Here is a 24247-nt window from a genome sequence, read left to right on the forward strand (position 1 = left end):
ACCCCTCCGTCACGGCGCTGAAGAAGCGCCGCGCCACCTCTCCGCAAAGCGGGGAGGAGACAGGTTTGGCTACTTCGCCTTCTGCTCCGCGATCCAGGCATCCATGCGCTGGTCCAGCAGGGCCAGCGGCAGCGGTCCTTCCGTCAGAAGCGCGTCGTGGAAGGTGCGCACGTTGAACTTCGGCCCCGGCTCCCGCTCGGCCCGCGCGCGGATTTCGCGCAGGCGGATCTCGCCGATCTTATAGGCCGTGGCCTGGCCCGGCCAGCCGATGTAGCGCTGAAGCTCGGTCTCGATATTGTGGGGCGCCAAGGCCGAGTTGTCGCGGAAACAGGCGCGGGCCTGTTCCTCGCTCCAGCCCATCCAGTGCAGGCCGGTGTCGGCCACCAGACGACAGGCCCGCCACATCTCGTAGGACAGGCGGCCGAACCTTTCGTAGGGCGTGCGATAAAAGCCCATCTCCTCGCCCAGATATTCGGCGTAAAGGCCCCAGCCCTCGGTGAAGGCGCTGACATTGGCCTGGCGCCGGAAATAGGGTTGGCCCTTGGCCTCCAGCTGGAGGGCGATCTGGATGTGGTGGCCGGGGACGGCCTCGTGCAGGGTCAGGGCGGGCAGCTCGTAAAGCGGGCGTTGGTCCAGCTTGGACGTGTTGACGATGTAATGGGCGGCGACGCCGTTCTGCATCGAGCCGCCGTTGTAGCGGCCGGTGGTGTAGTTTTCCTCGATCTGCGGCGGGACCGGCTGCACGTCATAGGGCAGGCGGGGCAGGGTGGCGAACAGGGCCGGCAGGCCGCCGTCTGCGCGCTTGGCCATCTCCGACGCCTTCTCGATCAGGGCCTCGCGCGTGGAGGCGTAGAACTGGGGATCAGTGCGCAGGAAGGCCAGGAAGCCGGCGAAGTCGCCGGTCCAGCCGGCGGCCTTCATCTCCACATCCATCCGGGCGCGGATGCGGGCGACTTCGGACAGGCCGATCTGGTGGATCTGGTCCGGCGTCAGGTCGGTGGTGGTGTGGCCCCGCACCAGATAGGCGTAGATGTCCTTGCCGCCCGGACGGTTGCCTATGCCGGGTTCGACCGGCGCCTTGGGCAGATAGTCGGTCTCAAGGAAGGTCAGCCAGGCCTGGCGGGCCGGGACGATGATGGTGGCGACCGCCGATGCGGCGTCCGCCGTCAGCCGGTCCTTGTCGGCCTGGGGCACGGTGGCGGGCAGGGTGCTCAACGGCTTGAGCAAGGGCTCGGCGTCGGGCGTGATCGCCACGTCGTTGCGCGCGTTGGCCAGGGCGCTTTCTGTGACGGAACGGGCCTGGACCAAGCCGGTCTCCAGGCCGCGCCGGGCGTTTTCGGTCGTCTGGGCGTAGATGTTTCCGAAGCCCTCGATCCGCCTGATATAGGCCTCGGCTTCAGCGATGGAGTTCAGACGCGTGCTTCCACCGATGTAGAGCGCCCAGGTTCCGGGGCCGCCCTCGCTGTCGAACGCCAGACGCGAGGTGTCGTAGTCCAGCCCCTCCAGGCTGCGGTTCAGGGTGTAGAGCAGGAAGGCGTGGTTGATGCTACCGGCGTGGGAAAGACTTGCCGGGTCGATGGCCTTCAGCCGGGCGACGAAAGCCTCCAACGGCGCGCGCTGGGCCAGTTCGAACGCGCGCGAGAGGTCGGGAAGACGGCCCATGGCCTCGACGTCGCCTTCGCCGCTGGCGGACAGAGGGTCGACCGCCTTCAGATAGGTTTCATAATCGGCGATCAGGGCGTTCAGCGCCGCGTCCGCCGGTGTGGCCGCGACGGCGGCGGGCGGCGTCTGAGCGACCGCGACCAGCGGCGACGTGCTCGCGAGCACGGCCGTGACGGCCAAATGGGAAAACTTCATCACGCCCCTCCTCTTAGGGGGGCACGCAAGCCGAGCGTGACCGGTGCGTCAACCGCAGACGATGAAGAACTGCTCGATTCCCGCCTTGGCGGCCGGGTGTGCGGCGTAGATGTGGCGCTCATCGTCAGACCAGGACGCGATCCAGCCCAAGCGGCGGAAACGCTGGAAGACCGGATCCTTGCTCTTGGCCAGGGCGGTCAGCAGTTCGCCGTCATGCACGCCCGCCGGTTCCGAGGCGGCGGGATAGCGTTCGGTGTCGCCGCCCGATTCGAGATGGATTTCGCGGCCGGGCTTTTCGCTGGCCGCCGTCAGCTCCAGCGCGCCGGAGCCGGCCTTGCAACGCAGGTGCAGTTTGACCTCGTCGCTGTTGGCGACGCCGTAGGCCAGGATCGCCTCCGGCCCATCGCGGTTCAGGAACCAGTCGTAGCCGGGCATGGGCGCCGGCGCCGGACCCGGCGCCGCTACATTTGCGGTCGGGGCGGGCGCGTTGGTGGCGCAGCCTGCCAGGGCGGACAGGGCGATCAGGGGCAGGATCAGGCGAGACAGACGCATGGGCTTTCCTATCCGGCGCAGCGGTCGGCGAAGCGACGAAGCTTGGCCAGATGGGGGCGTTCGACCGTGATCGTGTCGGCGGCGTCGCCGACGGCGACGGTCATGCGGCCGGACGCGACGAAGGCGGAAAAGGCGGGGTGATCCACCGGGATCGCGGTCTCCAGCTTGCCGCCGCGACCGACGCGGGCCTCGCTGGTGGCGGTCATGCCGCCGGCGGTGATGCGGGCGAAACCGGCCGTCGCATCGTCGCCATAGACCGCGACCGAAACGGCCCCCGAACCCGGTTGGCATTGCAGGGTGGCGCGCAGATTGGCGGTGTCGGGAACTTCGTTGGCCAGGACCAACGGCCCGTCGCCTTCGTACAGACTCCAGGTCCAGCCGGCCGTCGGCGCGGCCTGCATGGCGACCGCCATCACGGCGGAAAGAATAAGCATCATGTGTCGGCCCCCGCCGACAACGCGCATCGCCGCGTCGCCCCCAATGTCGTCAGACCCGGCCGTAACCGCAATAGACCAGACCGCCGCATCAAGGCTGAACGCGGTTATCCGTCAACGGTTCACGGCGGCGATCAGAACGGGCTGAAACGCTCGACCAGAGCCTGGGCGGCCGGTGCGCCTTGGACGCGGCTGATGTCGCCGCGACCGCCGTAGGAGATGCGGGCTTCGGCGATCTGGGTGTGGTTGATGGCGTTGGCGGACGAAATGTCCTCGGGCCGCACGATGCCGGCGACAGTCAGTTCGCGGACCTCGCGGTTGGTGCGCACTTCCTGCCGACCCTGGATGACCAGATTGCCGTTGGCCAGAACGTCGGTGACGACGGCGGCGATGGTCAGGGAGACTTTCTCGGCGCGCGTGACCGAGCCGTTGCCTGCCGACTTCAGATCGCCTTCCATCCCGACCATGGCCGACGGGTCGAATCCGCCGGGGAAGGCGCGGCCCAGGCTGCTTTCCAGGCCGAACAGGTTGTTGACGCCGCCGCTGATCTCGTTCGAGCGCGACCGCTGGGTCGAGTTCTGGGTCTGGGCGCGGTCGTCGATGTCGATCTTGACCGTCAGGATGTCGCCGATGTGGCGCGCGCGCTGGTCGCCGAAGAAGGTGCGGGCGCCGGTGCGCCACAGGCTGTTGGCGCTGGCGGGGGCGGTGTCGCGCGCCGGCAGATAGGTCTGCTGCGCCGGAATAAGCGCGGCGGGATAGCCGATGGGGGCCAGTTCGGGACCGCGCACCGTCTCGGCGACAGTCGAGCAGGCGGCCAGCGGGGCCAGGACGGCGAGGATCAGGATGGTCTTACGCATGACGAGGATTCCCTAGCGGGCGGCGAACTGTTGGGGATTGGCGCGGGCGCTGTCGGCGCCGGGGCCGGCGATGGCCTGGCCGGGACCGGAGGCGACCGCATCGATGACGCGGTTGGAGGTGGTGTTCATGATGGCGACGGGTTCGCCCAGACCGGCGCTGCGCATCGCCTTGCCCATGACGGCCAGGTTTACGCCCCCGACCTGATAGGTGACGCGGACCATGTCGTTGCGGGCGATGACCTGCGATGCGGCGCCGGGGCGATAGGCGGCGCGGGCGATAGGCTGGCCGGCGGATTGAGCCGCAGGCTGGAACGCCGCGTCCGACGTCGTCTGGACCGGGCCGGTTGCGCGACGCACGGCGACGCGGCGCAGACCGTTGGGATTGCTCCAGTCGAGGCCGGCCTGGCGGGCCAGGGCCTGAAGCTGGCCGGCTTCCAGCACGACCGAGGGGCCGACGCGCTCGGCGACGGCGACATTGGCGGCGGCGCCCGCGCCTTCGAACAGGTCGCCCAGGGTGACCCGGCCGTCGTCATCGACGGGATTGGCGCGCAGGACGACGGGGCCGGCGAATGCAGCGCTGGCTGTGGCGCTGACGGCGGCGGCGAGCAGAAGGGAACGGATCAGGATCATGGTTCAGCTCTTCACTTGCGAGGCGACCGACAGCATCTGGTCGGCGGTGCTGATGACCTTGGAGTTCATCTCATAGGCCCGCTGGGCCACGATCAGGGCGCTGATCTCCGACACGGCGTCGACGTTCGAAGACTCCGTATAGGCCTGCATGACCTGGCCGAAGCCCGCATCGCCGGGCGTGCCGACGATGGCCGGGCCCGAGGCGGCGGTTTCCAGCAGCAGGTTGTCGCCGATGGCTTCCAGACCGGCTTCGTTGAAGAAGTTGGCCAGTTCGATCTGACCGACGGTGGTCGGCGCGGTCTGCCCGGCCTGCGTCACCTGCACCAGACCGGTCTTGGAGATCGACAGTTTGGTGGTGTCCTGCGGAATGGTGATCGCCGGTTCCAGCAGATAGCCGTCGTCGGTGACCATCTGGCCTTCCGGGCTGACCTGCAGGTTGCCGGCGCGAGTGTAGCCCAGCTCGCCCGAGGGCAGGGTGATCTGGAAATAGCCCTTGCCGTCGATGGCCATGTCGTAGGGGTTGCCGGTCGCCTGGGGCGTGCCCTGTTCGGTGATGCGATAGACCGCGCCAGCCTTCACGCCGGCGCCGATCTGGATGCCGGTCGGGACCACGGTGCCGGCGGCCGAGGACTGGGCCCCCATGCGTTCGACGTTCTGGTAGAGCAGATCCTGGAACTCGGCGCGCTGCTTCTTGAAGCCCACCGTGTTCATGTTGGCGATGTTGTTGGAGATGACCTCCACGTTCAGCTGCTGGGCGGCCATGCCCGAGGCGGCGGTGCGAAGTGCGCGCATTGTCCGGGGCTCCCTTAAGCGGCCTTGCCGAGGCGCTCGACGGCGCGACGGCTAAGGTCGTTGGTGTTTTCGATCATGCGCGAGATGCTCTCGTAGGCGCGGCTGATCTCGACGAGATTGGTGATTTCGATCAACGAGTTGACGTTGGACGATTCCAGCGATCCCTGGTGGACCTGGGCGTCCGCCGCCTCGATCGGCTGGGTGTTGGAGTTGTTGCGATACAGGCTGTCGCCGCCCTTCTCTAGGACGCCTAGCGCCTCGAAACGAACGACCGACAGGCGGCCGGTGACCTGGCCTTCCTGGGTTATGGTGCCGTCGGCGCCGACGCTGGGCGCGCCCAGGTTGGGGTCCAGGACGATCTCCGCTCCGCCGCCCAGGACCGCCTGGCCCTGTTTGGTGGTCAGCCGCCCTTCCGGGTCCATGGTGAAGGCGCCGTCGCGGGTGTAGGCCTCGCCGTTCGCGCCGTCGCGCACGGTGAAGAAGGCGCCCTCGCCAGCGATGGCGAAGTCCAGGGCGCGGCCGGTCTGCTGCATCGATCCTTGGCCGAAGTCGCGGCCGACGCCGTTGTCCAGCACGAAGCTGGCCGAGGGACGGATGGAATCGTTGCGGGCGCGCTGACCGATCTCGGTCCCGAGCATCAACTGCTCGACCTTGAAGCCGGTCGTGTTGGCGTTGGCGACGTTGTTGGCCACGATGTCCAGTTCGCGGCGCAGCGTCATCTGGCGTGACAGTCCAATATAGGCGGCGTTTTCCACGAGTGGCGTGCTCCTTCGCCCTCGTCCCTCGCAACGGCCGTGCCAACAGGGTTAATCCAGGTGGAATGCGGGTTTGAGCGCCATCGACCCCCGAACGACCCGGCAAATCCTGCCCATTGTAAACGTCGCGTTAACCAAACCCGACGATCCTCGTCATGAGAGAGTCTCCGGGGCGCGCGCATGTTCAAGTTTGGCAAGAAGAAGGGCGATCCCGCTGCGGACGCCAATCTGCCTGCCGTGAAGGAGGGCGAGGCCGCTGTCGAAGGCGACGACGCCGCGCCCAAGAAAAAGAAGCTGCCGCTGCTGTTCATCATCGCGCCTGTCGCGCTTCTGGTGCTGGGCGGGGGCGGGGCCGCCGCCTTCTTCATGCTGAAGCCCAAGCCTGCAGAGGCGCACGGCGCCGAGGCCGAAGCGGGTCACGGCGAAGAGAAGGCGGACAAGAAGGCCGAGCACGGCAAGGAAGAGAAGAAGGAAGCCGGCGGTCACGGCGGCGCCGAGGGCGGCGAGGCGGACCCGTCGCTGGGCGTCATCGCGCCGGGGCCTGACGGCGTCACCTTCTACACCCTGCCGGACATGGTCATGAACATTCAGTCGCCCGACGGTCGTCCGACCTTCCTGAAGCTGAAGCTTACGCTGGAGATGCAGGACGCCGAGGTGGCGACCCATCTGCAGGAAGAGATGCCGCGTCTGCAGGACATGTTCACCGGCTTCGTGCGCGAGCTGCGCCCCGAGGACCTGAGCGGTTCGGCCGGCACCTATCAGCTGCGCGCCGAGATCCTGCGCCGCGTCAATCTGATCGCCGCGCCGGGCAAGGTCGACGCCGTGCTGATCGAAGAAATGCTGGTGCAGTAGGCATGACCGACACAGCCCAGCTCGACCCGTTCGGCGGTCTCGGCGATCCCGGCGACGCCCTGTCCGAACGCGTCCTGAACCAGGACGAGATCGACAGCCTGCTGGGCTTCGACCTGGGCGACGACGACGGCTCCGAACGCTCGGGCATCCGGGCGATCATCAACTCCGCTCTGGTCAGCTACGAGCGGCTGCCGATGCTGGAGATCGTGTTCGACCGCCTGGTGCGGTTGATGACGACCAGCCTTCGCAACTTCACCTCGGACAACGTCGAGGTCAGCCTGGACAATATCTCGTCGATCCGGTTCGGCGACTATTTGAACTCCATCCCGCTGCCGGCCATCCTGGCGGTGTTCCGGGCCGAGGAGCTGGACAACTACGGCCTGCTGACGGTCGATTCGAACCTGATCTATTCGATCGTCGACGTGCTGCTGGGCGGGCGTCGCGGCACGGCGGCGCTGCGCATCGAAGGCCGGCCCTACACCACCATCGAACGTGTGCTGGTGCAGCGGATGGTCGAGGTCGTGCTGAACGACGCCCGCCAGGCGTTCGAGCCCCTGACGCCCGTCCACTTCAACCTGGACCGGCTGGAGACCAATCCGCGCTTCGCCGCCATCGCGCGCCCCGCCAACGCCGCCATCCTGATCAAGCTGCGCATCGACATGGAAGATCGCGGCGGGCGGATCGAGCTGCTGCTGCCCTATGCGACGCTGGAGCCGATCCGCAAGATGCTGCTGCAGCAGTTCATGGGCGAGAAGTTCGGCCGCGACAATATCTGGGAAGGCCACTTGGCCACCGAGCTCTGGACCACAGAGACCGAGGTCCGCGCCGTGCTGGACGAGCAGATGATGCCCCTGTCCAGCGTGCTGAACCTGAAGGTCGGCGACACCCTGATGCTCAACGCCACGCCGGATTCGGAGGTGTCGATCCGCGCGGGCTCTATCCCCCTGACCACCGGCCGTATGGGTCGCAAGGGTCAGCACATCGCCATACGCGTCGAAGGGCCGGTCAATCCCGAAGTCGCCGCCCGCCTGGGAGTGAATGTCTGATGGCCGGAATGATCATGGACGCGGTGCTGATGCTGCTGCTGGTCGCAGCGGTGGGCTACGGCATCAAGCTGGAACGCAAGCTGGCCGCCCTGCGCGCCGGTCAACTGGCCTTCGCCCAGGCGGTGACCGAGCTGAACGCCGCCGCGGGTCGCGCCGAGAACGCCCTGGCCACCCTGCGCGCCTCGGGCCAGGAGACGGACCTGCTGCACGACCGCATCATCAAGGCGCGTGAGGTCAAGGCGCAGCTCGAAACCCTGATCGCCCGCGCGCCGGCCGCGGCACCCGTTCGCATCGTCGAGGACGAGCCGGCCCGCCGCGCGCCTGCCGCCGTCGCCGCACCCGCCCCAGCCGTGACTGCGACCGAAGACGAGGAACGCGCCGAGCGCATGGCCGCTCTGGCCGAGCGTATCCAGGGCATGGCCAGTCCCTCGACCAGCCATCGCGCCGCCGCGACCGCCGCCCCGGCCGGTCGCGACAATGTCGCCGCCATCGTTCAGGCCCTGACGGCAGGACGCTCCGCTAACCATTCCGCCAAACAAAGCCTCAACGCCGCGCGTCGTAATCTCGACGACGACCTGTTCGCCGCCTGAGTTCGGAACCCCATTTCATGGCCCGTCTACCCCGCCTTCTGCCCCTGATCGCCATCGCCATCGGCGGGGTGGTGGCCGTGCGCGCCATCGGCGTGGCGCCCGGCCTGTTCGACGGCGCCAAGGCCTGGGCCGAGGAGGCGGCGCCTGCCGCAGCCGGCGCGCCGGTCAAGCCTGTGCTGCCGGGCACCTGCTCCGCCCTGTCGCCCGATCAACTGGCCCAGCAGGCCGGGATTTCTCCCGCCGAGCTGAAGATCATCCAGTCGCTGTCGCAACGCCGCGCGGCGCTGGACGCCCGCGACCAGGACTTCGCCACCACCCTGCCGCTGATGGTCGCCGCCGAACAGAAGCTGGAGGCCAAGATCCAGGCGCTGGCGGCTCTTAAGGCCGAGATGAAGCAGATGCTCGGCCAGGTGGACGAGCGCGAGAAGGCCGAGATCGACCGTCTGGTCCAGGTCTATTCCGCCATGCGGCCCAAGGAGGCCGCACCGGTCATGGCGACGCTGGAGGACCGCGTACGCCTGCCCGTCGCCGCCGCCATGCGCCCCCGCACCCTGGCCGCCATCATGGCCCAGATGACGCCGGTACAAGCCAAGGAACTGACCGAGAAACTGGCCGCCCGCTTCCAGGCCCAGCAGATGGCCGCCCGCGCCGCCGCCGCAGAAGCCGCCACGCCGCCGCCGGCTGCGACGCCCGCGACCGCAACGCCTGCGCCCACCCCGGTCGCTCAGCCGACCGCCGCGACCGCGACGCCTGCGGCCCGTCCGACGCCCCGGCCAGCAGCCTCTCGTCCTGCCGCCACGCCCGCCCGGCGCCCGGCTGCGACGCCGGCCCGCCGTCCGGCGACGCCCGCCGCTACGCCGCCCGCCGGTCCCCAGGCCTATCAGCCGTCGGCCGCCCCCAACGCCCAGCCGCGCCAAACTGTGCAGTAACGATATTTGTGGTCCCTGATCGGACGTTTCGTCTCGACAGGATGATCAGTTCGACCAATGATCTTCGAACGCTCCGTCAGAGAGCGACTGCATCAAGGAAAACGTCGTGGTCGGGGAACTGCTTTACGTCGCGCATCGTCTGCGTCGCGCCATCATTGTCGCTGTTCCGACGGTGGGAACCGTGATGATCGTCGCCGTGGCCCAGCACTATCATCTGCTGCCATAAGCACGCCGTCGCCCGGTTTCGGATTGGCATGAGGCGCGTGCGCGTCTATCACCGCGCCTTGCCGAAAACCTGAGCTCGCTCGAAGACCATGTCCGACACGCCTCCCGATCGCCTCTCGGTCGATCCGTCCAGCCCACATCATGACGCCGAGGTGCTGCAACGCGGCGTCGGCATCCGCTTCAAGGGCGAGGAAAAGACCAATGTCGAGGAATATTGCGTCTCCGAGGGCTGGGTGCGTCTGGCCCTGGGCAATCGCGTGGACCGCAAGGGCAAGGCCCTGACCGTCAAACTGCAGGGTCCGGTCGAACCCTATTTCCAGAACGACTGAACCTACCTAGGTTCCGGCTCTTGCCTGAGTCCGGAGCCTGCCCATGTCCATCCGTCTGCTGACCGCCAGCGCCGTCGCGCTGGGTCTCGTCGCCTTCGCCCCTGTGGCGAATGCCCAGGACGCCGCGACGGTGGATCAGGCCATCGTCGTGCGAGACGCCGCGATGCGCTCCAACATCGCCATGGACTATGTCACCCAGCTGACGACGGGGTTCGGCGCGCGCCCGGCCGGCTCGCGCTCGGAACAGCAGGCCGCCGCCTGGGCCGCCGACTATCTGCGCGCCAACGGCTTCCAGAACGTGCGGATCGAAGAGTTCCCGCTGGTCGGATGGGAGCGGGGCGAAAGCTCGGCCGCCATCGTCGGCGACAACGCTCAGGCCCTGGTCGCCGCCGCCCTGGGCCATTCGCCGGCCACGCCGCGCAACGGCGTCGAGGCCGAGATCGTCCGCTTTTCCACCTTCGAGGATTTGCAGGCCGCGCCTGACGCCGCCGTCCGTGGCAAGATCGTCTATGTCGACCTGGGCCAGATGCACCCCATGCAGGACGGCTCCGGCTATGGGCCCCAGACCCGCGTGCGCGGCGCCGGCCCCGGCGTGGCGGCGGCCAAGGGCGCATCGGCCTTCGTCATGCGCTCGGTCGGTTCGGACGAGGACCGGATGCCCCACACCGGCACCACCCGCTATGTGGACGGCAAGCCGACCATCCCCGCCTTTGCTCTGGCCGCGCCCGACGCCGATCAGGTCAGCCGCCTGGTCGCCCTGGGCCAGCCGGTGCGGATGCGCCTGACCTCTACCGCCCGCACCTATCGGACCACCAGCCAGAACGTGATCGGCGATCTGCCGGGCGCCACGCGACCGGACGAGATCATCGTGCTGGGCTCGCACATGGACAGCTGGGACCTAGGCACCGGCGCCATCGACGACGGGGCAGGGGGCGCCATCACTGTCGCCGCCGCCAAGGCCATCGCCGACAGCGGCCGCCGCCCGGCCCGCACCCTGCGCGTGATCTTCTACGGTTCGGAGGAGGTCTCCCAGCCGACGCCCCAGACCGGCAACGGCGGCGCCGTCTATGCGCGCGGCCAGGGTGCGGCCTTGGACAAGCACATCATCGCCGGCGAGAGCGATTTCGGCGCCGACCGCGTCTACGCCCTGCGTCTGCCCGCAGGCGCGCAAGGCTCGGACTTCCAGAAGGCCGCCACCCGTGTCCTCTATCCCATCGGCGTCCTGGCATCGGACCGGGTTGAGACCGAGGGCGGCGTCGATGTCGGCCCGATGGGTCCGCTGGGCGTGCCTTTCTTTGGTCTGGCCCAGGACGGCACCCGCTATTTCGACCTGCACCACACCGCCAACGACACCCTGGACAAGATCGACCCGGCGCAACTGAACCAGAACGTCGCCGCCTGGGCCGGCCTGTTGTGGCTGATCGCCGACTCCGACGTGGATTTCCGGGCGATGAAGCCGACGGCCCCCATGGCTCGCTAAGCCCGCTTGGCCCCGACGGACAGGCTGGCTATACAGCCGGTCCGGTCGCGGGCGTGGCGAAACTGGTAGACGCAGCAGACTTAAAATCTGCCGGACGAAAGTCCTTGCCGGTTCAAGCCCGGCCGCCCGCACCAACTGGACCTCTCCCTGTCGGGCGCGAAGCGGCTATGGTGGGCGGATGAGTCGGGCCGCGTCATGATTAAATACATCGGCTCCAAGCGCGCCTTGCTGGGCCATGTGACGGGCGCCGTGGCCGGCGTCCTGCCCCAGGGCGGGCGGGTCTGCGACCTGTTCTCGGGCACGGCGCGGGTCGGGCATGCGTTGAAGAAGCAGGGGTTTCAGGTGTGGTCGAACGACTACAACGCCTATGCGTACGCCCTGGCGACCGCCTATGTCCAGGCGGATCGGGAGCGGTGGATCGACCGGGTCGAGACCGTGCTGGCCGATTTGCGGACGGTGACGCCGCAGGCGGGATGGTTCACCCAGGCCTTTTGCCAGGACGCCCGCTACTTCCATCCCGACAACGGTGCGCGCATCGACGCCATGCGCGACTGGATCGAGGCCATGGGGCTGGAGCCCGAGCTCAAGGCCATCGTGCTGGTCAGTTTGATGGAGGCCGCCGACCGGGTGGATTCCACCGCCGGGGTTCAGATGGCCTATATGAAGCAATGGGCGCCCAGGGCGCTGAAGACGCTGGAGCTGCGGACGCCGGACATGGTTGCGGCGGTGCACGGCGGGCCGTGCCGGGCGACGCAGGGCGACGCCATCGAGATCGCCGAACAGATCGAGGCCGACCTGGTCTATCTCGACCCGCCCTATAACCAGCATTCCTATCTTGCCAACTATCACTGCTGGGAAAGCCTGGTGCTGTGGGACCGGCCCGAGACCTATGGGATCGCCAACAAGCGGGTGGACGTCAGGACGCGCAAGAGCGCCTTCAACAGCCGGCCCGGCATCGGCCCGGCGCTGCGGTCGGTGATCGAACGGGTCAAGGCGCCCAATCTGATCGTCAGCTTCAACGACGAGGGTTATCTGAGCCGGGCCGAGCTGGTCGAGATGCTGTCGGCGCGGGGCCATGTTCAGGTGCTGGAGGTGGCGCATCCGCGTTACGTCGGCGCCCGGATCGGCATCCACAATCCCAAGGGCGAAAAGGTCGGGACGGTCGGGCGGTTGAAGAACGTCGAACACCTGTTCGTGGTCACGGACCGGCCGGTCGAACTGCCTGTGGCCGCATAAGCGCAGCGAAATCAACAGTCGCAAGTTGCGGAACGCGAATCGCGGCGTGTCGTTGTGGAATGTATGCAACCGCACACGGACAGCTCTCCGAACACCGACCGCGCCGATGACTACCGCATCCGGCCGGCGGCGGAACCGCGTTCGTGGGCGCCGCGTGCAGCGCAGGGCGACCTGGCGTGGGGCGCATCCGCCGGCGATGCACGGCCGACCTTCACCCATAACGCCGCCCGTTATAGCCGCCCGGCCGAAGCGGTCGGGGCGGTGGAGCAGGGGGATGTCGAGCCCGAGCTGAGCTCGCCGCCGCGCTGGATGATGGCGCTGGCCGGCGCCGCCGTAGCGGCCCTCATGGGCGCGCTGCTTGGCGGCTTCATGCACATTTGAGGCGGGTTCAGGCGTCCTGAAGCAGGGCCTTGATCGGCGACCAGCTGCGCCGATGGGCGGGGCAGGGACCCAAGGTTTTCAAGGCGTTCTGGTGGATCGGCGCATTGTAACCCTTGTGGCTGGCGAAGCCGTAGCCGGGATACTGCGCGTCCAGATCGATCATCAGCCGATCCCGCGCCGTCTTGGCCAGGATCGACGCCGCCGCGATGGATAGCGACAGGCCGTCGCCGCCGACCACGGTCTGAACGTCGCACGGCAGTTTGAAACGATAGTTGCCGTCGACCAGGGCGGCGACAGGCTGGACCGACAGCGCCTCGATGGCGCGGCACATGGCCAGGCCGGTGGCGTGCAGGATGTTCAGCTCCTCGATCTCCTCGACCGAGGCGAAGCCGACGCCCCAGGCGACCGCGCGGGCCTTGATCTCGGGCTCCAGCGCGGCGCGGCGCTTTTCGGTCAGGGCCTTGGAATCGTCGATGCCGGGTGGCAGGTCGTCGGGGTTCAGGATCACCGCCGCCGCCGAGACGGGGCCGGCCCAGGGACCGCGACCCGCTTCGTCCACGCCGCAGACGTGACCGTTGACGCGCTGGATCAGCACCGTCTCCAGCGCGAGGGTGGGGAAGGCCTTGGGGTTTGCGGGGGCTCTAGCCATGGCCCGCCATCGCACGAACCTGGGCGTGACGGAAGCAGGTCGTCTGGTGATCGTTGACCATACCCACGGCCTGCATGAACGCATAGACGATCACGGGACCGCAGAAGTTGAAGCCGCGTGTCTTCAGCGCCTTGGCCATGGCGACCGACTGTTCGGTTTGGGGCGGGGCCTGACGGGAGTCGGCGTAGGGGGTGTGGATCGGTTCGCCGTCGACGAAGGACCAGAGCCAGGCGGAGAAATCCTCGCCGTTTTCGCGCATCTCCAGCCAAATCTGGGCGCCCCGGATGGCGGCGTTAATCTTGGCGCGCGAGCGGATGATGCGGGGGTCGTTGAGCAGGCGCTGGATGTCGTCCTCGCCGTAGCGGGCGACGATCTCGGGATCGAAATTATCGAAGGCGTCGCAGATGCCTTCGCGCTTCCTCAAGATGGTGATCCAGGCGAGACCGGCCTGGAAACCGTCGAGAACCAGCTTCTCCCACAGGGCGCGCGTGTCGCGTACCGGCACGCCCCATTCGGTGTCGTGATAGGCGATGTAGAGCGGGTCGGTGGTCCCGCACCAGCCGCAACGGCCCGAGGCGTGTGAGTCGGTCATGGCGACGAGGTTGCCAGTCTGTTCTGGTGGGGGGAAGGGCGTGATTTGAGACTCAGGCGACTGAAAAAGACCGTCTGAATAGTCTCAATTGTCTGAAATCGAGAGTGGGGCGGAATTGCACTGCACCTGCGAAAACAGTGCAAAGTGCAAGAAAGTGCAATTTAGCTGGACACCTTGGACGGTGAAAAACAGTCCAAGGTGTCAGAGTTTCGTCTCCTTCGGTCCTAAACCCACGCATTGTAACGGCGTTTGGATCAGGGGCTTGTCGATTGACGCTGGTGGTGGGTAAGACCCTGAAATCTGGACGAATGTGCCGAGCAAATAGGATGGAGACCGTCTCCTCCCCATGAAATGGAGAGGGGGACCGCGAAGCGGGGGGCTCTTGAAGTCCCACAGGCGCTGGTGATGCGGCGAAGAACCCCTCCGTCACGGCGCTGAAGAAGCGCCGCGCCACCTCCCCACGGAGTGGGGAGGAGACGGTCGTCATTCAGTCCCTGACCAATCCGCCGTCCACGACTAGGTTCTGGCCGGTCACCGCGCGGCTCCACGGCGAGGCGAAGAAGAGGACGGCGTCAGCGAATTCTTCGGGGGTGGTCACCGACCGCAGGGGCGTCATGCCGGCGATGAAGTCGAAGACGGACTCGGGCGTGGCGGCGCTGGCGTCGGTGGTGCGAAGGAGGCCGCCCGAGACCATGTTGACGGTGATGCCGTCGGGGCCCAGGTCGCCGGCGGCGGTTCGGGTGAGCGACAGCAGGGCGGCCTTGGCGGCGGTGTAGTCGTGATAGGGCACGACCGGGTTCTGGAACAGGTTGGTGCCGATGTTGACGACGCGGCCGAACCGGGCGGCGGCCATACCGGGGGCGGTCGCCTGGATGACGTTCAGCGCGCCACGCACGACGGTCCAGAACTGGGCCGCCAGTTCGTCCCAGCCGATGTCGGTCATCCGGGACCGGGCGTCGCCGTTGAAGCTGTAGTCCAGCGCGTTGTTGACCACGGTGGTGACGGGGGCGCCGAAATGGTCTTGCGCGGCGGCGACCATGGCGTCGACGGCGGCGCGGTCGGTCACGTCGGCCTGGAGGGCGAGGGCGCGGTCGCCGATCTCGGCGGCCAGGGCGGTCGCGGCCTCTCCGCTGGCGCGCCAGTTGATGATCACGCGGGCGCCTTCGTTGGCGAAGGCGCGGATGGCGGCGGCGCCGACGCCGCGTGCGCCGCCGGTGACGAGGACGATCTGGTCGGCGATCTTCATGGAGGACTCAGGCGTTGGAGGAGGGGAGGACGTCCTCGCCCATCCAGGCGGGTTTGCGCAAGCGCACAGGACGGCCGTCCACGGTCAGGTCGCCGTCGAGCCGGTCGATCCGCAGCAGGGCAATGGCGGATCCGTTTTGGCCCGACAGCACCTCGCCCGCACGCAGTTCGCCCTTCAGTACCTCGGCGCCGAAGGCCGGGGGCGGACCGTCGAAGTCGAGCGGCAGCATCCGGTTCTTGATCGTTCCCCGGCGCTTCATGCGCGATGTCGTCTCTTGGCCGACGAAACAGCCTTTCTGGAAGTCGATGCCGTTTAGCAGGTCGAAGTCGGCCTCGATCGGATAGGTCCTGTCTTGCGGGGCGTCGGCGGTGGGGTCGGGCAGGCCGATGGACAGACGGTGGGCGTCGTAGTCGGCCTGAGCGGCGTCGGGCGTGGCCTCACCATACAGGCGGCCGCCCATCAGCGGCGTGCGCGGGTCGGGGATGAAGCCGGATGCGGTCTCGGGCCAGGCGGCGAAGACGGCGCGGTCTTCGGCGGCGACCTGGACCTTAGCGCGGAGCTTGTAAATCGACAGCCGCTGCAACAGGGCGTCGCGGCGCTCAGCCGCGACATCCAGCAGGACGCCGTCCGCCTGGCCCAGGATGAACAGGTCGAACAGCAGCCGGCCGGGGGGCGACAGCAGGGCGCCGAAACGCAGTTCGCCCTCCGCCAGCGTCTCCACGTCCTGGGTCAGCAGATTGTGCAGGAAGGGTTTGGCGTCCTCGCCCGTAACGGAGATCAGGGCGCGGCTGTCGAGACGGGCGATGGGCATGGGCGCAAGATAGGGCGCAGGCGGCGGCTCCAGAAGACGCCGCGCCGAATTTAGGCGACGGCGGCGGCCTCGGGATCGAACAGGGGGTCAAAGTTCCGCCAGTCGCTGGCGCCCCAAACCGTGACGCGGGTGACCAGATCGACGATGTTCATCGGCTTGGCGATGCAGTCGTCCATGCCGGCCTCTTCGTACTGGGTCAACTGCTCCGGCAGGGTGTTGGCGGTCAGGGCCAGGATCGGCGTGCGGCCGACCAGACCCGGCAGGGCGCGGATGGCGCGCGCGGCGGAGACGCCGTCCATCACCGGCATCTGGATATCCATCAGGATCACGTCCCAGTCGCCGTCGCGGGCCGCCTCGACCCCTTGCGCGCCGTCGTTGGCGGTGACGCAGACGATGCCCTGGGCGGACATGACGGCCATGACCAGGGCGCGGTTGCTGTCGTGATCGTCGACATAGAGAACGCGCAGGGCGGCGGCGTCTTCATTGGCGGCTGCGGGTTCCTCGATGAAGGCGTCGAGCGTCGGCAGAGGAACGACCTTATCGGACGACAGGTCGATCATGTCGTTGACGACGGACAACAGGCGCTGGCCCGCGCCGTTGATCCGGGCGGCGTGGTCGGCGTGTTCCTGTGCCAGGCCGGCCTTGGACAACAGGTCCGAGAAGCCGATGACCGAATTCAGCGGCGTGCGCAGTTCGTGCGACATGTCCGTCAGAAACCGCTGACGGGCCTCGGCCATGGCGGTCTTCTGCTCGGCGGCGGCGCGGGCCTGCTCGGCCTCGACCCGTTCGGTCACGTCGATCTCGGTCAGCATGACGCCGAGCTGACCCGTGACCGGGTCGATCACCGGGCGTATGTCCAGGTGATGCCAGCGTGGACCCTCGCGGGTGACGATCTCGCACACGTCGGCCGCTAGGTCGCCGGACAGGGCGGCCGCCAGCATGGGCTGGGCGCGCTCGGGCTGGGCGAAGCGGGCCTCGAAGGGGTGGGTGGTCGAACCATAGGCCGCGAAGGCCGCCGGATTGGAGAACAGCGGACGGCCTTCGTTGTCGAACAGGGAGATCAGGGTGGAGGTGTGGCGCAGGGCCTCGACCGCGCGACGTTCCTCGCTCTCGACCTCGATGGGGGCGGCCTCGAACAGCAGGACCGGCGTGCCGTCGTCCAGCCAGTAGGTCGAGATGATCGCCGTCACCGTCAGCGGCCGGCCGTTGGGATAGAAGGTCCAGTGTTCGGACAGGGTCTCGCCGTTGGCCGTCTCACGCGCCAGCCGTTCGGTGCGGGCCAGGACGGCGGGGGACAGCTGGCTGAAGTCGCGGGCCAGCAAGGCGTCGAGGCTGTCGGAGCCCCAGAGATCAAGGGCGGCGGCGTTCGCATAGACGCCACGCAGGGCGGACGGATCGAACATCCAGATCGGGCGTCGCAGCGCGTCCCAGGCCTGCATTTCCGGCGTATCTCTCAAAGCGGCGGCTTTACAGATTTCGGAATAACGGCAAGGACTTAAGCTTCAGCTAAGCGGCCGGGCCATCCTGGGTTGTCACGGCGTATCGTCGGGCGACGCCGTCGGGCTGGAAGTCATGCTCGGCCAGGGTGTCGAGCGAGCGCATAACGCGGGCCAGGAAGGCGGCGGGATCGCCGTCCTCGATCGCCGGGCGCAGCCAGTCGGTGACCACCGCGCGGGCCGGATAGGTTCCGACCGGGCCGGGAATGCTGAGGGCGACCTGGATCCCCTCGGCGATCCAGCCGGCGACGGTCATGAAGAACTCTGGCGAGGCGAGGAAGTCCGAACGGCGCAGGACGTAGAGGGTAATGATCCCGTCCTCGACCCCGTCGGGACGGACGATGACGCCGCTGTGGTCCGGCCGCCAGTCGTCGGACAGTTCGACCACGCGCCACAGGCAGAACCAGATGCGGCAGGTCTGGGGCCGGATCGCGTGGACCGAACAGCCGGCGCCGTCGACGCAATAGGCGCAAAGCTCGCCGGTCGGCTTGGCCAGTTCCGGCAGGTCCAGCGGAATGACCCGGCAGCATTCGACGCAACCGCCGCAGGTCCGGCCGGGGAGGAGGGGAAGTGAGGTCATCGCAGCCGGTCGTCAGTCCGGCGTCTGCCAGACCTTTCGGGCTCCATAGTCGATGGCGAAGCCCCTGTCGCCCAGCCAGTCGATGCCGATGATGGCCAGCGGCGCGTCGGATGGACCCAGGCGGTCGAACACGGGCAGGGCGCCGACCTTGACCGGCGTCGTTGGCCAGCGCCAGCGACCGATCTCCACATTCTCGATCCGGGCCTGACCCAGATCCAGCGGTTCGCCGTCGATGCCGGTGATCTGACCGCCCGAGGGCAGGGCGTCCGCCTTGATGTTCAGGGCGGCGGCGAAGGCGGGGTTCAGGGTGGTGTGCTGGGCGCCGGTGTCCAGCAGGCCCCATCCTGTCGCAGCCCCAATGCGGATAGGCAGCAGGATGCGCCAGGGGCGCTGCCAGTCTGTCTCTATCGGCATCCAGTCCGCCTCGACGGCGCCGCTGGGACGCACGGAGACGCAGGCCTGCGCCGGCCGCCAGACCGCCATGGCCTCGCCGAACAGATCGACGCCGGCCAGGCCCGCGATGTCGTGGCTGTCAAAACCCGGAGGATCGATCTCGGGGGAGATGAAATCGCGCATCTGGATCGGCCCCGCCTCGAAGGCGGTGATGCGATAGAGGTCGACCTGCATTGCGCCGCCCATGCCCTGGGCTTCGTCCGGCGCAGGCTCGCGCGGCGGATGCAACAGGGCGATGCGCGGGGCGTCAAGGGTGGTGCCGCTGGAGGCCGTGTCCAGCACGAAGGCGAAGGGCCCCTGTCCATTGACGCGAGCCTGGATGACCGGGCTTGCGCCATCGCCGCGCTCAAGCGCCAGGCAGGACGGGTCCGTGGCGGCGAGCATCAGGGCCGTGGCTAGTGCGAACATGGGCGTCCTCCGAGCTCAAGGAGGGCCACGATGCGACGCGGGCGGCAAGTTAAGCCTTGGTCATGTCGCGCTTATCCGAGCGCGCGTTCCAGCTGGGCGATGCGGCGGTCCATGTCGGCGACGACGGCTTCCAGCCGAGCCTTTTCGGAGGCCATGTCGATGGACGTGCCGTCCTCGTAGGAAATGGTGGCGCCCTTGGCGATCAGGTCCAGCCGATAGATGGCCGTGACGCGCTGGGCCTTGAAGCGTTCGAGGGCGGCGGCGGCTGCGGGATCGGGCGTCTGGATCATGGGCGCGGGTTTAACCCATGGCGCCTGCCTGTGGAAACCTGCGTTTGACGCTGAACCCCCGATAGAATCCCTGTATCCGTCAACGGATGATCGGGCGGTTTCCCATCCTGTATATCGCCGAGGCGGACGCCGAGGACGCCGTGCTGTCCTCGGGCGTGCTGGCGCATCTGGTCGAGAGCCTGCCGCATGCGACCTTCACCATCGTCGGATCGGCCGCCAGCGCGCCGCTGTTCGCCGATACGCCGCGCCTGACGAAGCTGATCGTGCTGGAGCGCGAGGGCCATTTCGAATGGATCGCCCTGTGGAACCAGGTGCGCGGGACCAAATGGGGCCTGGTCGTGGACATGCGCGGCTCGGACCTGTCCGGCAAGCTGAGGCGGCACAAGCGGGCGGTGCGGGGCAAGGATGCGCCCGGCCTTCATGCGGTCGAGGCGGCGGCGGCGGTGCTGAAGCTGGAGCCGGAGGAGGTTCCGGGGCCGAGGCTTTATGTGTCGGACGAGACGCGGGCCCAGGTCGAGGCGCTGATCCCCGCGACGGGCGGAGATGGTCCGATCCTTGCGGTCGGGCCGGGCGTCGAATGGATGGGCAAGCGCTGGCCGGCCGAACGCTACGCCAAGGTGGCGGCCAAGCTGCTGGCCGACGACGGGCCTCTGGCGGGCGGGCGGTTGATGATCGTGGGCGAGGAGATCGACCGCGAGGCCGCGCACACTATACGCTATGCCGTGCCGCGCGCGCGGGTGATCGAGCTGCAGGGCAAACTGACGCGGCTGCAGACTGTGGCGGCCCTTTCGAAATCGGCGCTGTACGTCGGGGCGGATTCGATCTGGACCCATCTGGCGACGGCCTCGGGCGCGCCAGTGGTGGCGGTGTTCGGCCCGTCGGACGAGACGACGCGTGGGCCGTGGAAGGGCGAGGCCGTGCGCGGGCCGCGCAGCTATGACGAGTTCAAGACGCTGGATCCGCGCCTGAACCAGGCGATCCAGCATATGATGGACCTGCCGTGGGAGCGGGTGCTGAAGGCGGCGACGCGGATGTTGAAGGCGCGGGGCTGAACCCGATCTCCCTCCCCGTTCGGGGAGGGTGGCCGCGAAGCGGCCGGGTGGGGGCGGCGAGCAACCTTGCGACAGACCTGTGCCGTTTCACCTGGCCCTCCCCACCCGGTCTCGCCTGCGGCTAGACCACCCTCCCCGAACGGGGAGGTAGAGTGTTTAGCGGCCTTCATGATCGGCGCGGCATCCGCTAGAACCGGGGCGACCAGCCGCAGGAGCCCGCCCCATGACCCAGACCTATGACCTGATCGTCCGTGGCGGCGAGGTGGCGAACCATGCGGGGCGGGGGCTGGCCGACGTCGGGGTGATCGACGGCAAGATCGCCTTCATCGGCGACCTTAGCCAGGCCTCGGCCGGCGAGACCTTCGACGCCACGGGCCTGACCGTCCTGCCTGGCGTGATCGACACCCAGGTCCATTTCCGCGAGCCGGGCCTGGAGTGGAAGGAAGACCTGGAGACCGGGTCGCGCGCCGCCGCCCTGGGCGGCGTCGTCGCTGTGTTCGAGATGCCGAACACCAATCCCAACACCACCGACCCGGACACCATGGCCGACAAGCTGGCGCGGGCCAAGGACCGGATGTGGACCGATCACGCCTTCTACGTCGGCGGCACGCACGAGAACGCCGACTATCTGGGCGAGCTGGAGCGGCTGCCCGGCTGTTGCGGGGTCAAGGTCTTCATGGGCGCCTCGACCGGCGACCTGCTGATCGCCGACGACGAGGGGGTGCGCAAGGTTCTGTCGAACGTGCGCCGTCGCGCCACCTTCCACTCCGAGGACGAATACCGCCTGGTCGAACGGCGGGGCCTCGCCCGCACCGGCGACTGGACCAGCCACCCCGAGGTGCGCGACGCCGAGAGCGCCATCCGCTCGACGCGGCGCCTGGTCGGGCTGGCGAAGGAGACCGGCGCGCGCATCCACGTGCTGCACGTCACGACCAAGGACGAGATGGAATATCTGCGCTTCCACAAGGATGTCGCCACCGTCGAGATCACCCCCCAGCACCTGACCCTGGTCGCGCCCGAGGCCTATGAGCGGCTGGGCAGCTACGCCCAGATGAACCCGCCGATCCGGTCGCAGGCGCATGTGGACGCCCTGTGGCTGTGGGGCATGCAGCAGGGCGTCGCCGACGTGCTGGGGTCGGACCACGCCCCGCACACCAAGGAGGAAAAGGCCAAACCCTATCCGGCCTCGCCGTCGGGCATGCCGGGGGTGCAGACCCTGGTGCCGCTGATGCTGACGCATGTGGCCAATGGGCGCCTCAGCCTGGAGCGGTTCATCGACCTGACCTCGGCCGGCGCCCAGCGGGTGTTCGGCACGGCGAACAAGGGGCGGATGGCCGTCAGCTATGACGCCGATCTGACCATCGTCGATCTGAAGGCGAAGAAGACCATCACGCACGACCAGCAGGCGACGCGCTGCGGCTGGACCCCGTTCGACGGCGTCGAGGCGACCGGCTGGCCGATGGCGACCATCGTGCGCGGCCGGGTGGTGATGCAGGACGGCGAACTGATCGGATCGGCGCACGGGCGGCCGGTGCGGTTCATGGAGACGCTGTGAGGCAGCCCTCCACACAATCCGTCACCCTCGGGCTCGTCCCGAGGGCCCACCGTTCCGCGCACACGGTGACAGAGGGTGATGCGCCGTCGCCTCCGCGTCGCGGTTCGGGGGACATCCGCCGTAGGCCCTCGGGACAAGCCCGAGGGTGACGGGGGAAAAGGAAAAGCTCGGCCTGATCGGCTTCGGCGCCTTCGGGCGGCTGACGGCGCGGCATCTGTCGCCCTGGTTCGACATCCTGGCCCATGATCCGGCGGCGACGCCTGGATTCGGGGGCGGCGAGGGCGTCGCGACCCTGACCGACCTGGCGACCGCCGCCGCCTGTCCGACGGTCGTGCTGGCCGTGCCGGTCGAGGCGTTGGAGGCGACGCTGATCGCCATCCGCCCGCACCTGGCGCCCGCCGCCCTGGTCATCGACGTGGGCTCGGTGAAGGTGAAGCCGGCGCAGGCGATGGACGCCCTGCTGCCGCACGGCGTGCGCATCGTCGGCACTCACCCCCTATTCGGCCCGCAGAGCGGCAAGGACGGCATCGCGGGCCTGCGCATCGCCGTGTGCGAGGTGCGAGGCGGAAAGGACGCCCGCCGCGTCGCCGCCTTCTGCCGCCGAGCGTTGGGGCTGAAGGTCTTTTCAGTCAGTCCCGAGGATCACGACCGCGAGGCCGCCACGGTCCAGGGCCTGACCCACCTGATCGCCCGCGTCCTGATGGCCATGGAGCCCCTGCCGACGCGGATGACCACCGCCAGCTTCGACCGGCTGATGCAGGCCGTCGACATGGTCCGCCACGACAGCCCCGCCGTCTTCCGCGCCATCGAACGCGACAACCCTTTTGCGGCCGAGGTGCGGGAGCGGTTCTTTGCGCTGGCGGATCAGGCGCGGGGGACGGCGGGGGAGGGGTAGGCGAACAGCTGATTAAGAAGGCCAAGCTGATGAACCATCGCGGTTTTATTCGGCCCGCGTGCATGTATGGTCTTAATCGCGGCACTGCCTATTCAGTCAAGAATTGGGGAATTTTGGCATCAGCGGCCTGCTTATTTCAAATCAGACGTTGAAAGCGCGTGTCGCCAAATCTTCAGCAAATCCATTGTCGGATTCTTTAGTCTCGATGGTCCTGCTTGCAGATAAAACACTAAGCCGTATCTAGGGGCTTGCGAACGGAGGGAATCGCGAATGGCGCTGCCGAATTTGTACTCACGCCGCGCGAGGCAGGCTCGGAAAAACGTGGACGACGTGTATGTCTACGATCACATACCGAAAAGCGTTCGGGTCCAAATGCTCCAAGTTTTTTCGAGCGTAATTGGAGACTACCAGATCGGGTACAACGCCGCGGCAAATGAAGTTTACGATTTTATAGTACGCTTAATGCGCGAAGAGTTGGGCGTTTTCTCTCTAAACTCTTCGAGCACAATCAACGCTCAGAGGGAGTTGTCGAGTTGGTTGGATTCAACGCCGGATGTCGAACGCGTAGTCGATTGTATCGAACTCATGATGACGGTGTTGGACGGCCACGTGAGAAACGCCGGCAACAAATTCGGTAAAACGGATGTTGATTTCGCCATTGGCCGTGCTAACGCGCGGCTCATGGAAGCCTGCGTTGGTTATCAGTACCAATCTGGTCAGATGATACGCTTCGATTCTACCGTTATGCATGCCGAAGTCGTCGTTCCTAGCTTGCACTTGCTTGCTGATCCTGATTTCGCCTCTGCTGAGGGTGAGTACCTGAAGGCCCACGCTGAGTATCGAGACGGTCAATACGAGACCTGTATCATCGAATGCGCGAAAGCCTTCGAGAGCGTATTGAAAGTTGTAGCTGTCGAGCGCGGATGGCCCGTCAAATCTTCGGACCCAGCTAAGAAACTCCTCGACGCCGCTTATGGGGCGGGGTTCATCGAGCCTGCGCTCCAAGCCGAATTTACAGCCCTGCGAAGTCTCCTTGAAGGAGCAGTCCCGACTGTGCGGAACAAAATGTCAGGCCATGGTGCAGGCGTGACACCAAGAAACGTACCGCAGCACTTTGCTGCGCTTCAGTTGCACCAGACTGGTGCTGCATTACTGTTCCTAGTCCAGCATCATCGCGCCAATCCGTAAATGGAAGGATTACTCCAGATTGGCTGAAGACCACACTCAATACGGCTAACGCGGACTGTCTACATCTATAGCTGCCGCCGCAGACGT

General features: G+C 67.4%; 27 protein-coding genes and 1 tRNA gene. 13 read left to right on the forward strand and 15 right to left on the reverse strand.

Annotated elements, in window-relative coordinates; genetic code table 11:
* Nucleotides 1-69 precede the first annotated feature (69 nt).
* The 7 genes from EGY25_RS11205 to flgF all read right to left on the reverse strand — a co-directional run bounded on the left by EGY25_RS11205 (nt 70) and on the right by flgF (nt 5877).
* Nucleotides 70-1857: a DUF885 domain-containing protein gene (locus EGY25_RS11205; protein ID WP_135195039.1), complete on the reverse strand. Its 1788-nt coding sequence runs from the start codon at nt 1855-1857 to the stop codon at nt 70-72.
* Between the two features lie 48 nt (nt 1858-1905).
* A complete protein-coding gene (locus EGY25_RS11210) occupies nt 1906-2409 on the reverse strand; it encodes a hypothetical protein (RefSeq protein WP_209308037.1) in 504 nt (167 codons plus the stop codon).
* Nucleotides 2410-2417: 8 nt separating this feature from the next.
* Entirely contained in the window at nt 2418-2846 is a 429-nt protein-coding gene (locus EGY25_RS11215) for a hypothetical protein (protein ID WP_135195040.1), read from the reverse strand.
* Between the two features lie 131 nt (nt 2847-2977).
* Complete coding sequence (flgH, locus tag EGY25_RS11220) at nt 2978-3700, reverse strand: flagellar basal body L-ring protein FlgH (RefSeq protein ID WP_135195041.1); 723 nt, start codon at nt 3698-3700, stop codon at nt 2978-2980.
* A gap of 12 nt (nt 3701-3712) precedes the next feature.
* A complete protein-coding gene (locus EGY25_RS11225; RefSeq protein ID WP_135195042.1) occupies nt 3713-4330 on the reverse strand; it encodes a flagella basal body P-ring formation protein FlgA in 618 nt (205 codons plus the stop codon).
* A gap of 3 nt (nt 4331-4333) precedes the next feature.
* The gene (gene flgG, locus EGY25_RS11230; RefSeq protein WP_135195043.1) at nt 4334-5122 is read right to left on the reverse strand and encodes a flagellar basal-body rod protein FlgG; all 789 of its coding nucleotides are present in this window, start codon (nt 5120-5122) and stop codon (nt 4334-4336) included.
* Between the two features lie 14 nt (nt 5123-5136).
* Entirely contained in the window at nt 5137-5877 is a 741-nt protein-coding gene (gene flgF / locus EGY25_RS11235) for a flagellar basal-body rod protein FlgF (protein ID WP_135195044.1), read from the reverse strand.
* A gap of 180 nt (nt 5878-6057) precedes the next feature.
* Here flgF and EGY25_RS11240 point away from each other — a divergent pair, with 180 nt between their 5' ends.
* From EGY25_RS11240 to EGY25_RS11280, 9 genes are all read left to right on the forward strand, one after another.
* Nucleotides 6058-6729: a flagellar basal body-associated FliL family protein gene (locus tag EGY25_RS11240; RefSeq protein WP_135195045.1), complete on the forward strand. Its 672-nt coding sequence runs from the start codon at nt 6058-6060 to the stop codon at nt 6727-6729.
* A 2-nt stretch (nt 6730-6731) separates the two neighbouring features.
* Nucleotides 6732-7775: a flagellar motor switch protein FliM gene (gene fliM, locus EGY25_RS11245; protein WP_135195046.1), complete on the forward strand. Its 1044-nt coding sequence runs from the start codon at nt 6732-6734 to the stop codon at nt 7773-7775.
* Nucleotides 7775-8365 (forward strand): DUF6468 domain-containing protein, encoded by a 591-nt coding sequence (locus EGY25_RS11250; protein ID WP_135195047.1) that lies wholly within the window; start codon nt 7775-7777, stop codon nt 8363-8365. The genes fliM and EGY25_RS11250 overlap by 1 nt, the downstream gene beginning before the upstream one ends.
* A 17-nt stretch (nt 8366-8382) precedes the next feature.
* Nucleotides 8383-9294 (forward strand): MotE family protein, encoded by a 912-nt coding sequence (locus EGY25_RS11255; protein ID WP_135195048.1) that lies wholly within the window; start codon nt 8383-8385, stop codon nt 9292-9294.
* 314 nt (nt 9295-9608) lie between these two features.
* Nucleotides 9609-9848: a DUF3297 family protein gene (locus tag EGY25_RS11260; RefSeq protein WP_045810378.1), complete on the forward strand. Its 240-nt coding sequence runs from the start codon at nt 9609-9611 to the stop codon at nt 9846-9848.
* A 43-nt stretch (nt 9849-9891) separates the two neighbouring features.
* Nucleotides 9892-11328, forward strand: coding sequence for a M20/M25/M40 family metallo-hydrolase (locus EGY25_RS11265; protein WP_135195049.1), 1437 nt, complete (start codon nt 9892-9894; stop codon nt 11326-11328).
* Nucleotides 11329-11375: 47 nt separating this feature from the next.
* Nucleotides 11376-11462 (forward strand) — tRNA-Leu (locus EGY25_RS11270).
* A 61-nt stretch (nt 11463-11523) separates the two neighbouring features.
* A complete protein-coding gene (locus tag EGY25_RS11275) occupies nt 11524-12564 on the forward strand; it encodes a DNA adenine methylase (protein ID WP_135195050.1) in 1041 nt (346 codons plus the stop codon).
* Nucleotides 12565-12627: 63 nt separating this feature from the next.
* On the forward strand, nt 12628-12945 hold the full coding sequence (locus tag EGY25_RS11280) for a hypothetical protein (protein WP_135195051.1): 318 nt from the start codon (nt 12628-12630) through the stop codon (nt 12943-12945).
* Between the two features lie 7 nt (nt 12946-12952).
* On the opposite strand, the gene EGY25_RS11285 is transcribed toward EGY25_RS11280, so the two are convergent.
* The 8 genes from EGY25_RS11285 to EGY25_RS11320 all read right to left on the reverse strand — a co-directional run bounded on the left by EGY25_RS11285 (nt 12953) and on the right by EGY25_RS11320 (nt 19470).
* On the reverse strand, nt 12953-13594 hold the full coding sequence (locus EGY25_RS11285; RefSeq protein WP_135195052.1) for a ribonuclease HII: 642 nt from the start codon (nt 13592-13594) through the stop codon (nt 12953-12955).
* Entirely contained in the window at nt 13587-14186 is a 600-nt protein-coding gene (locus EGY25_RS11290; protein WP_135195053.1) for a DNA-3-methyladenine glycosylase I, read from the reverse strand. Before EGY25_RS11290 ends, EGY25_RS11285 begins: the two co-directional genes overlap by 8 nt.
* Nucleotides 14187-14673: 487 nt before the next feature.
* The gene (locus EGY25_RS11295; protein WP_135195054.1) at nt 14674-15432 is read right to left on the reverse strand and encodes a 3-oxoacyl-ACP reductase; all 759 of its coding nucleotides are present in this window, start codon (nt 15430-15432) and stop codon (nt 14674-14676) included.
* Nucleotides 15433-15439: 7 nt separating this feature from the next.
* Nucleotides 15440-16243 carry a YgfZ/GcvT domain-containing protein gene (locus EGY25_RS11300; protein ID WP_135195055.1) on the reverse strand — a complete coding sequence of 268 codons (804 nt, stop codon included), beginning with the start codon at nt 16241-16243 and terminating at the stop codon, nt 15440-15442.
* 50 nt (nt 16244-16293) lie between these two features.
* Nucleotides 16294-17682 (reverse strand): response regulator, encoded by a 1389-nt coding sequence (locus EGY25_RS11305; RefSeq protein ID WP_135195056.1) that lies wholly within the window; start codon nt 17680-17682, stop codon nt 16294-16296.
* Nucleotides 17683-17749: 67 nt separating this feature from the next.
* Nucleotides 17750-18319, reverse strand: coding sequence for a hypothetical protein (locus tag EGY25_RS11310; protein ID WP_135195057.1), 570 nt, complete (start codon nt 18317-18319; stop codon nt 17750-17752).
* A 12-nt stretch (nt 18320-18331) separates the two neighbouring features.
* The gene (locus tag EGY25_RS11315; RefSeq protein ID WP_135195058.1) at nt 18332-19180 is read right to left on the reverse strand and encodes a pepsin/retropepsin-like aspartic protease family protein; all 849 of its coding nucleotides are present in this window, start codon (nt 19178-19180) and stop codon (nt 18332-18334) included.
* A gap of 71 nt (nt 19181-19251) precedes the next feature.
* Entirely contained in the window at nt 19252-19470 is a 219-nt protein-coding gene (locus EGY25_RS11320) for a hypothetical protein (protein ID WP_135195059.1), read from the reverse strand.
* A gap of 86 nt (nt 19471-19556) precedes the next feature.
* Here EGY25_RS11320 and EGY25_RS11325 point away from each other — a divergent pair, with 86 nt between their 5' ends.
* From EGY25_RS11325 to EGY25_RS11340, 4 genes are all read left to right on the forward strand, one after another.
* Entirely contained in the window at nt 19557-20522 is a 966-nt protein-coding gene (locus tag EGY25_RS11325; protein WP_135195060.1) for a glycosyltransferase family 9 protein, read from the forward strand.
* Between the two features lie 223 nt (nt 20523-20745).
* Complete coding sequence (locus EGY25_RS11330) at nt 20746-22077, forward strand: dihydroorotase (RefSeq protein ID WP_135195061.1); 1332 nt, start codon at nt 20746-20748, stop codon at nt 22075-22077.
* A 145-nt stretch (nt 22078-22222) separates the two neighbouring features.
* A complete protein-coding gene (locus tag EGY25_RS11335) occupies nt 22223-22972 on the forward strand; it encodes a prephenate dehydrogenase/arogenate dehydrogenase family protein (RefSeq protein ID WP_135195062.1) in 750 nt (249 codons plus the stop codon).
* A 270-nt stretch (nt 22973-23242) separates the two neighbouring features.
* Nucleotides 23243-24160 carry an STM4504/CBY_0614 family protein gene (locus EGY25_RS11340; RefSeq protein ID WP_135195063.1) on the forward strand — a complete coding sequence of 306 codons (918 nt, stop codon included), beginning with the start codon at nt 23243-23245 and terminating at the stop codon, nt 24158-24160.
* Nucleotides 24161-24247 lie beyond the last annotated feature (87 nt).

Source organism: Brevundimonas intermedia (assembly GCF_004614235.1).
Lineage (GTDB): Bacteria > Pseudomonadota > Alphaproteobacteria > Caulobacterales > Caulobacteraceae > Brevundimonas > Brevundimonas intermedia_A.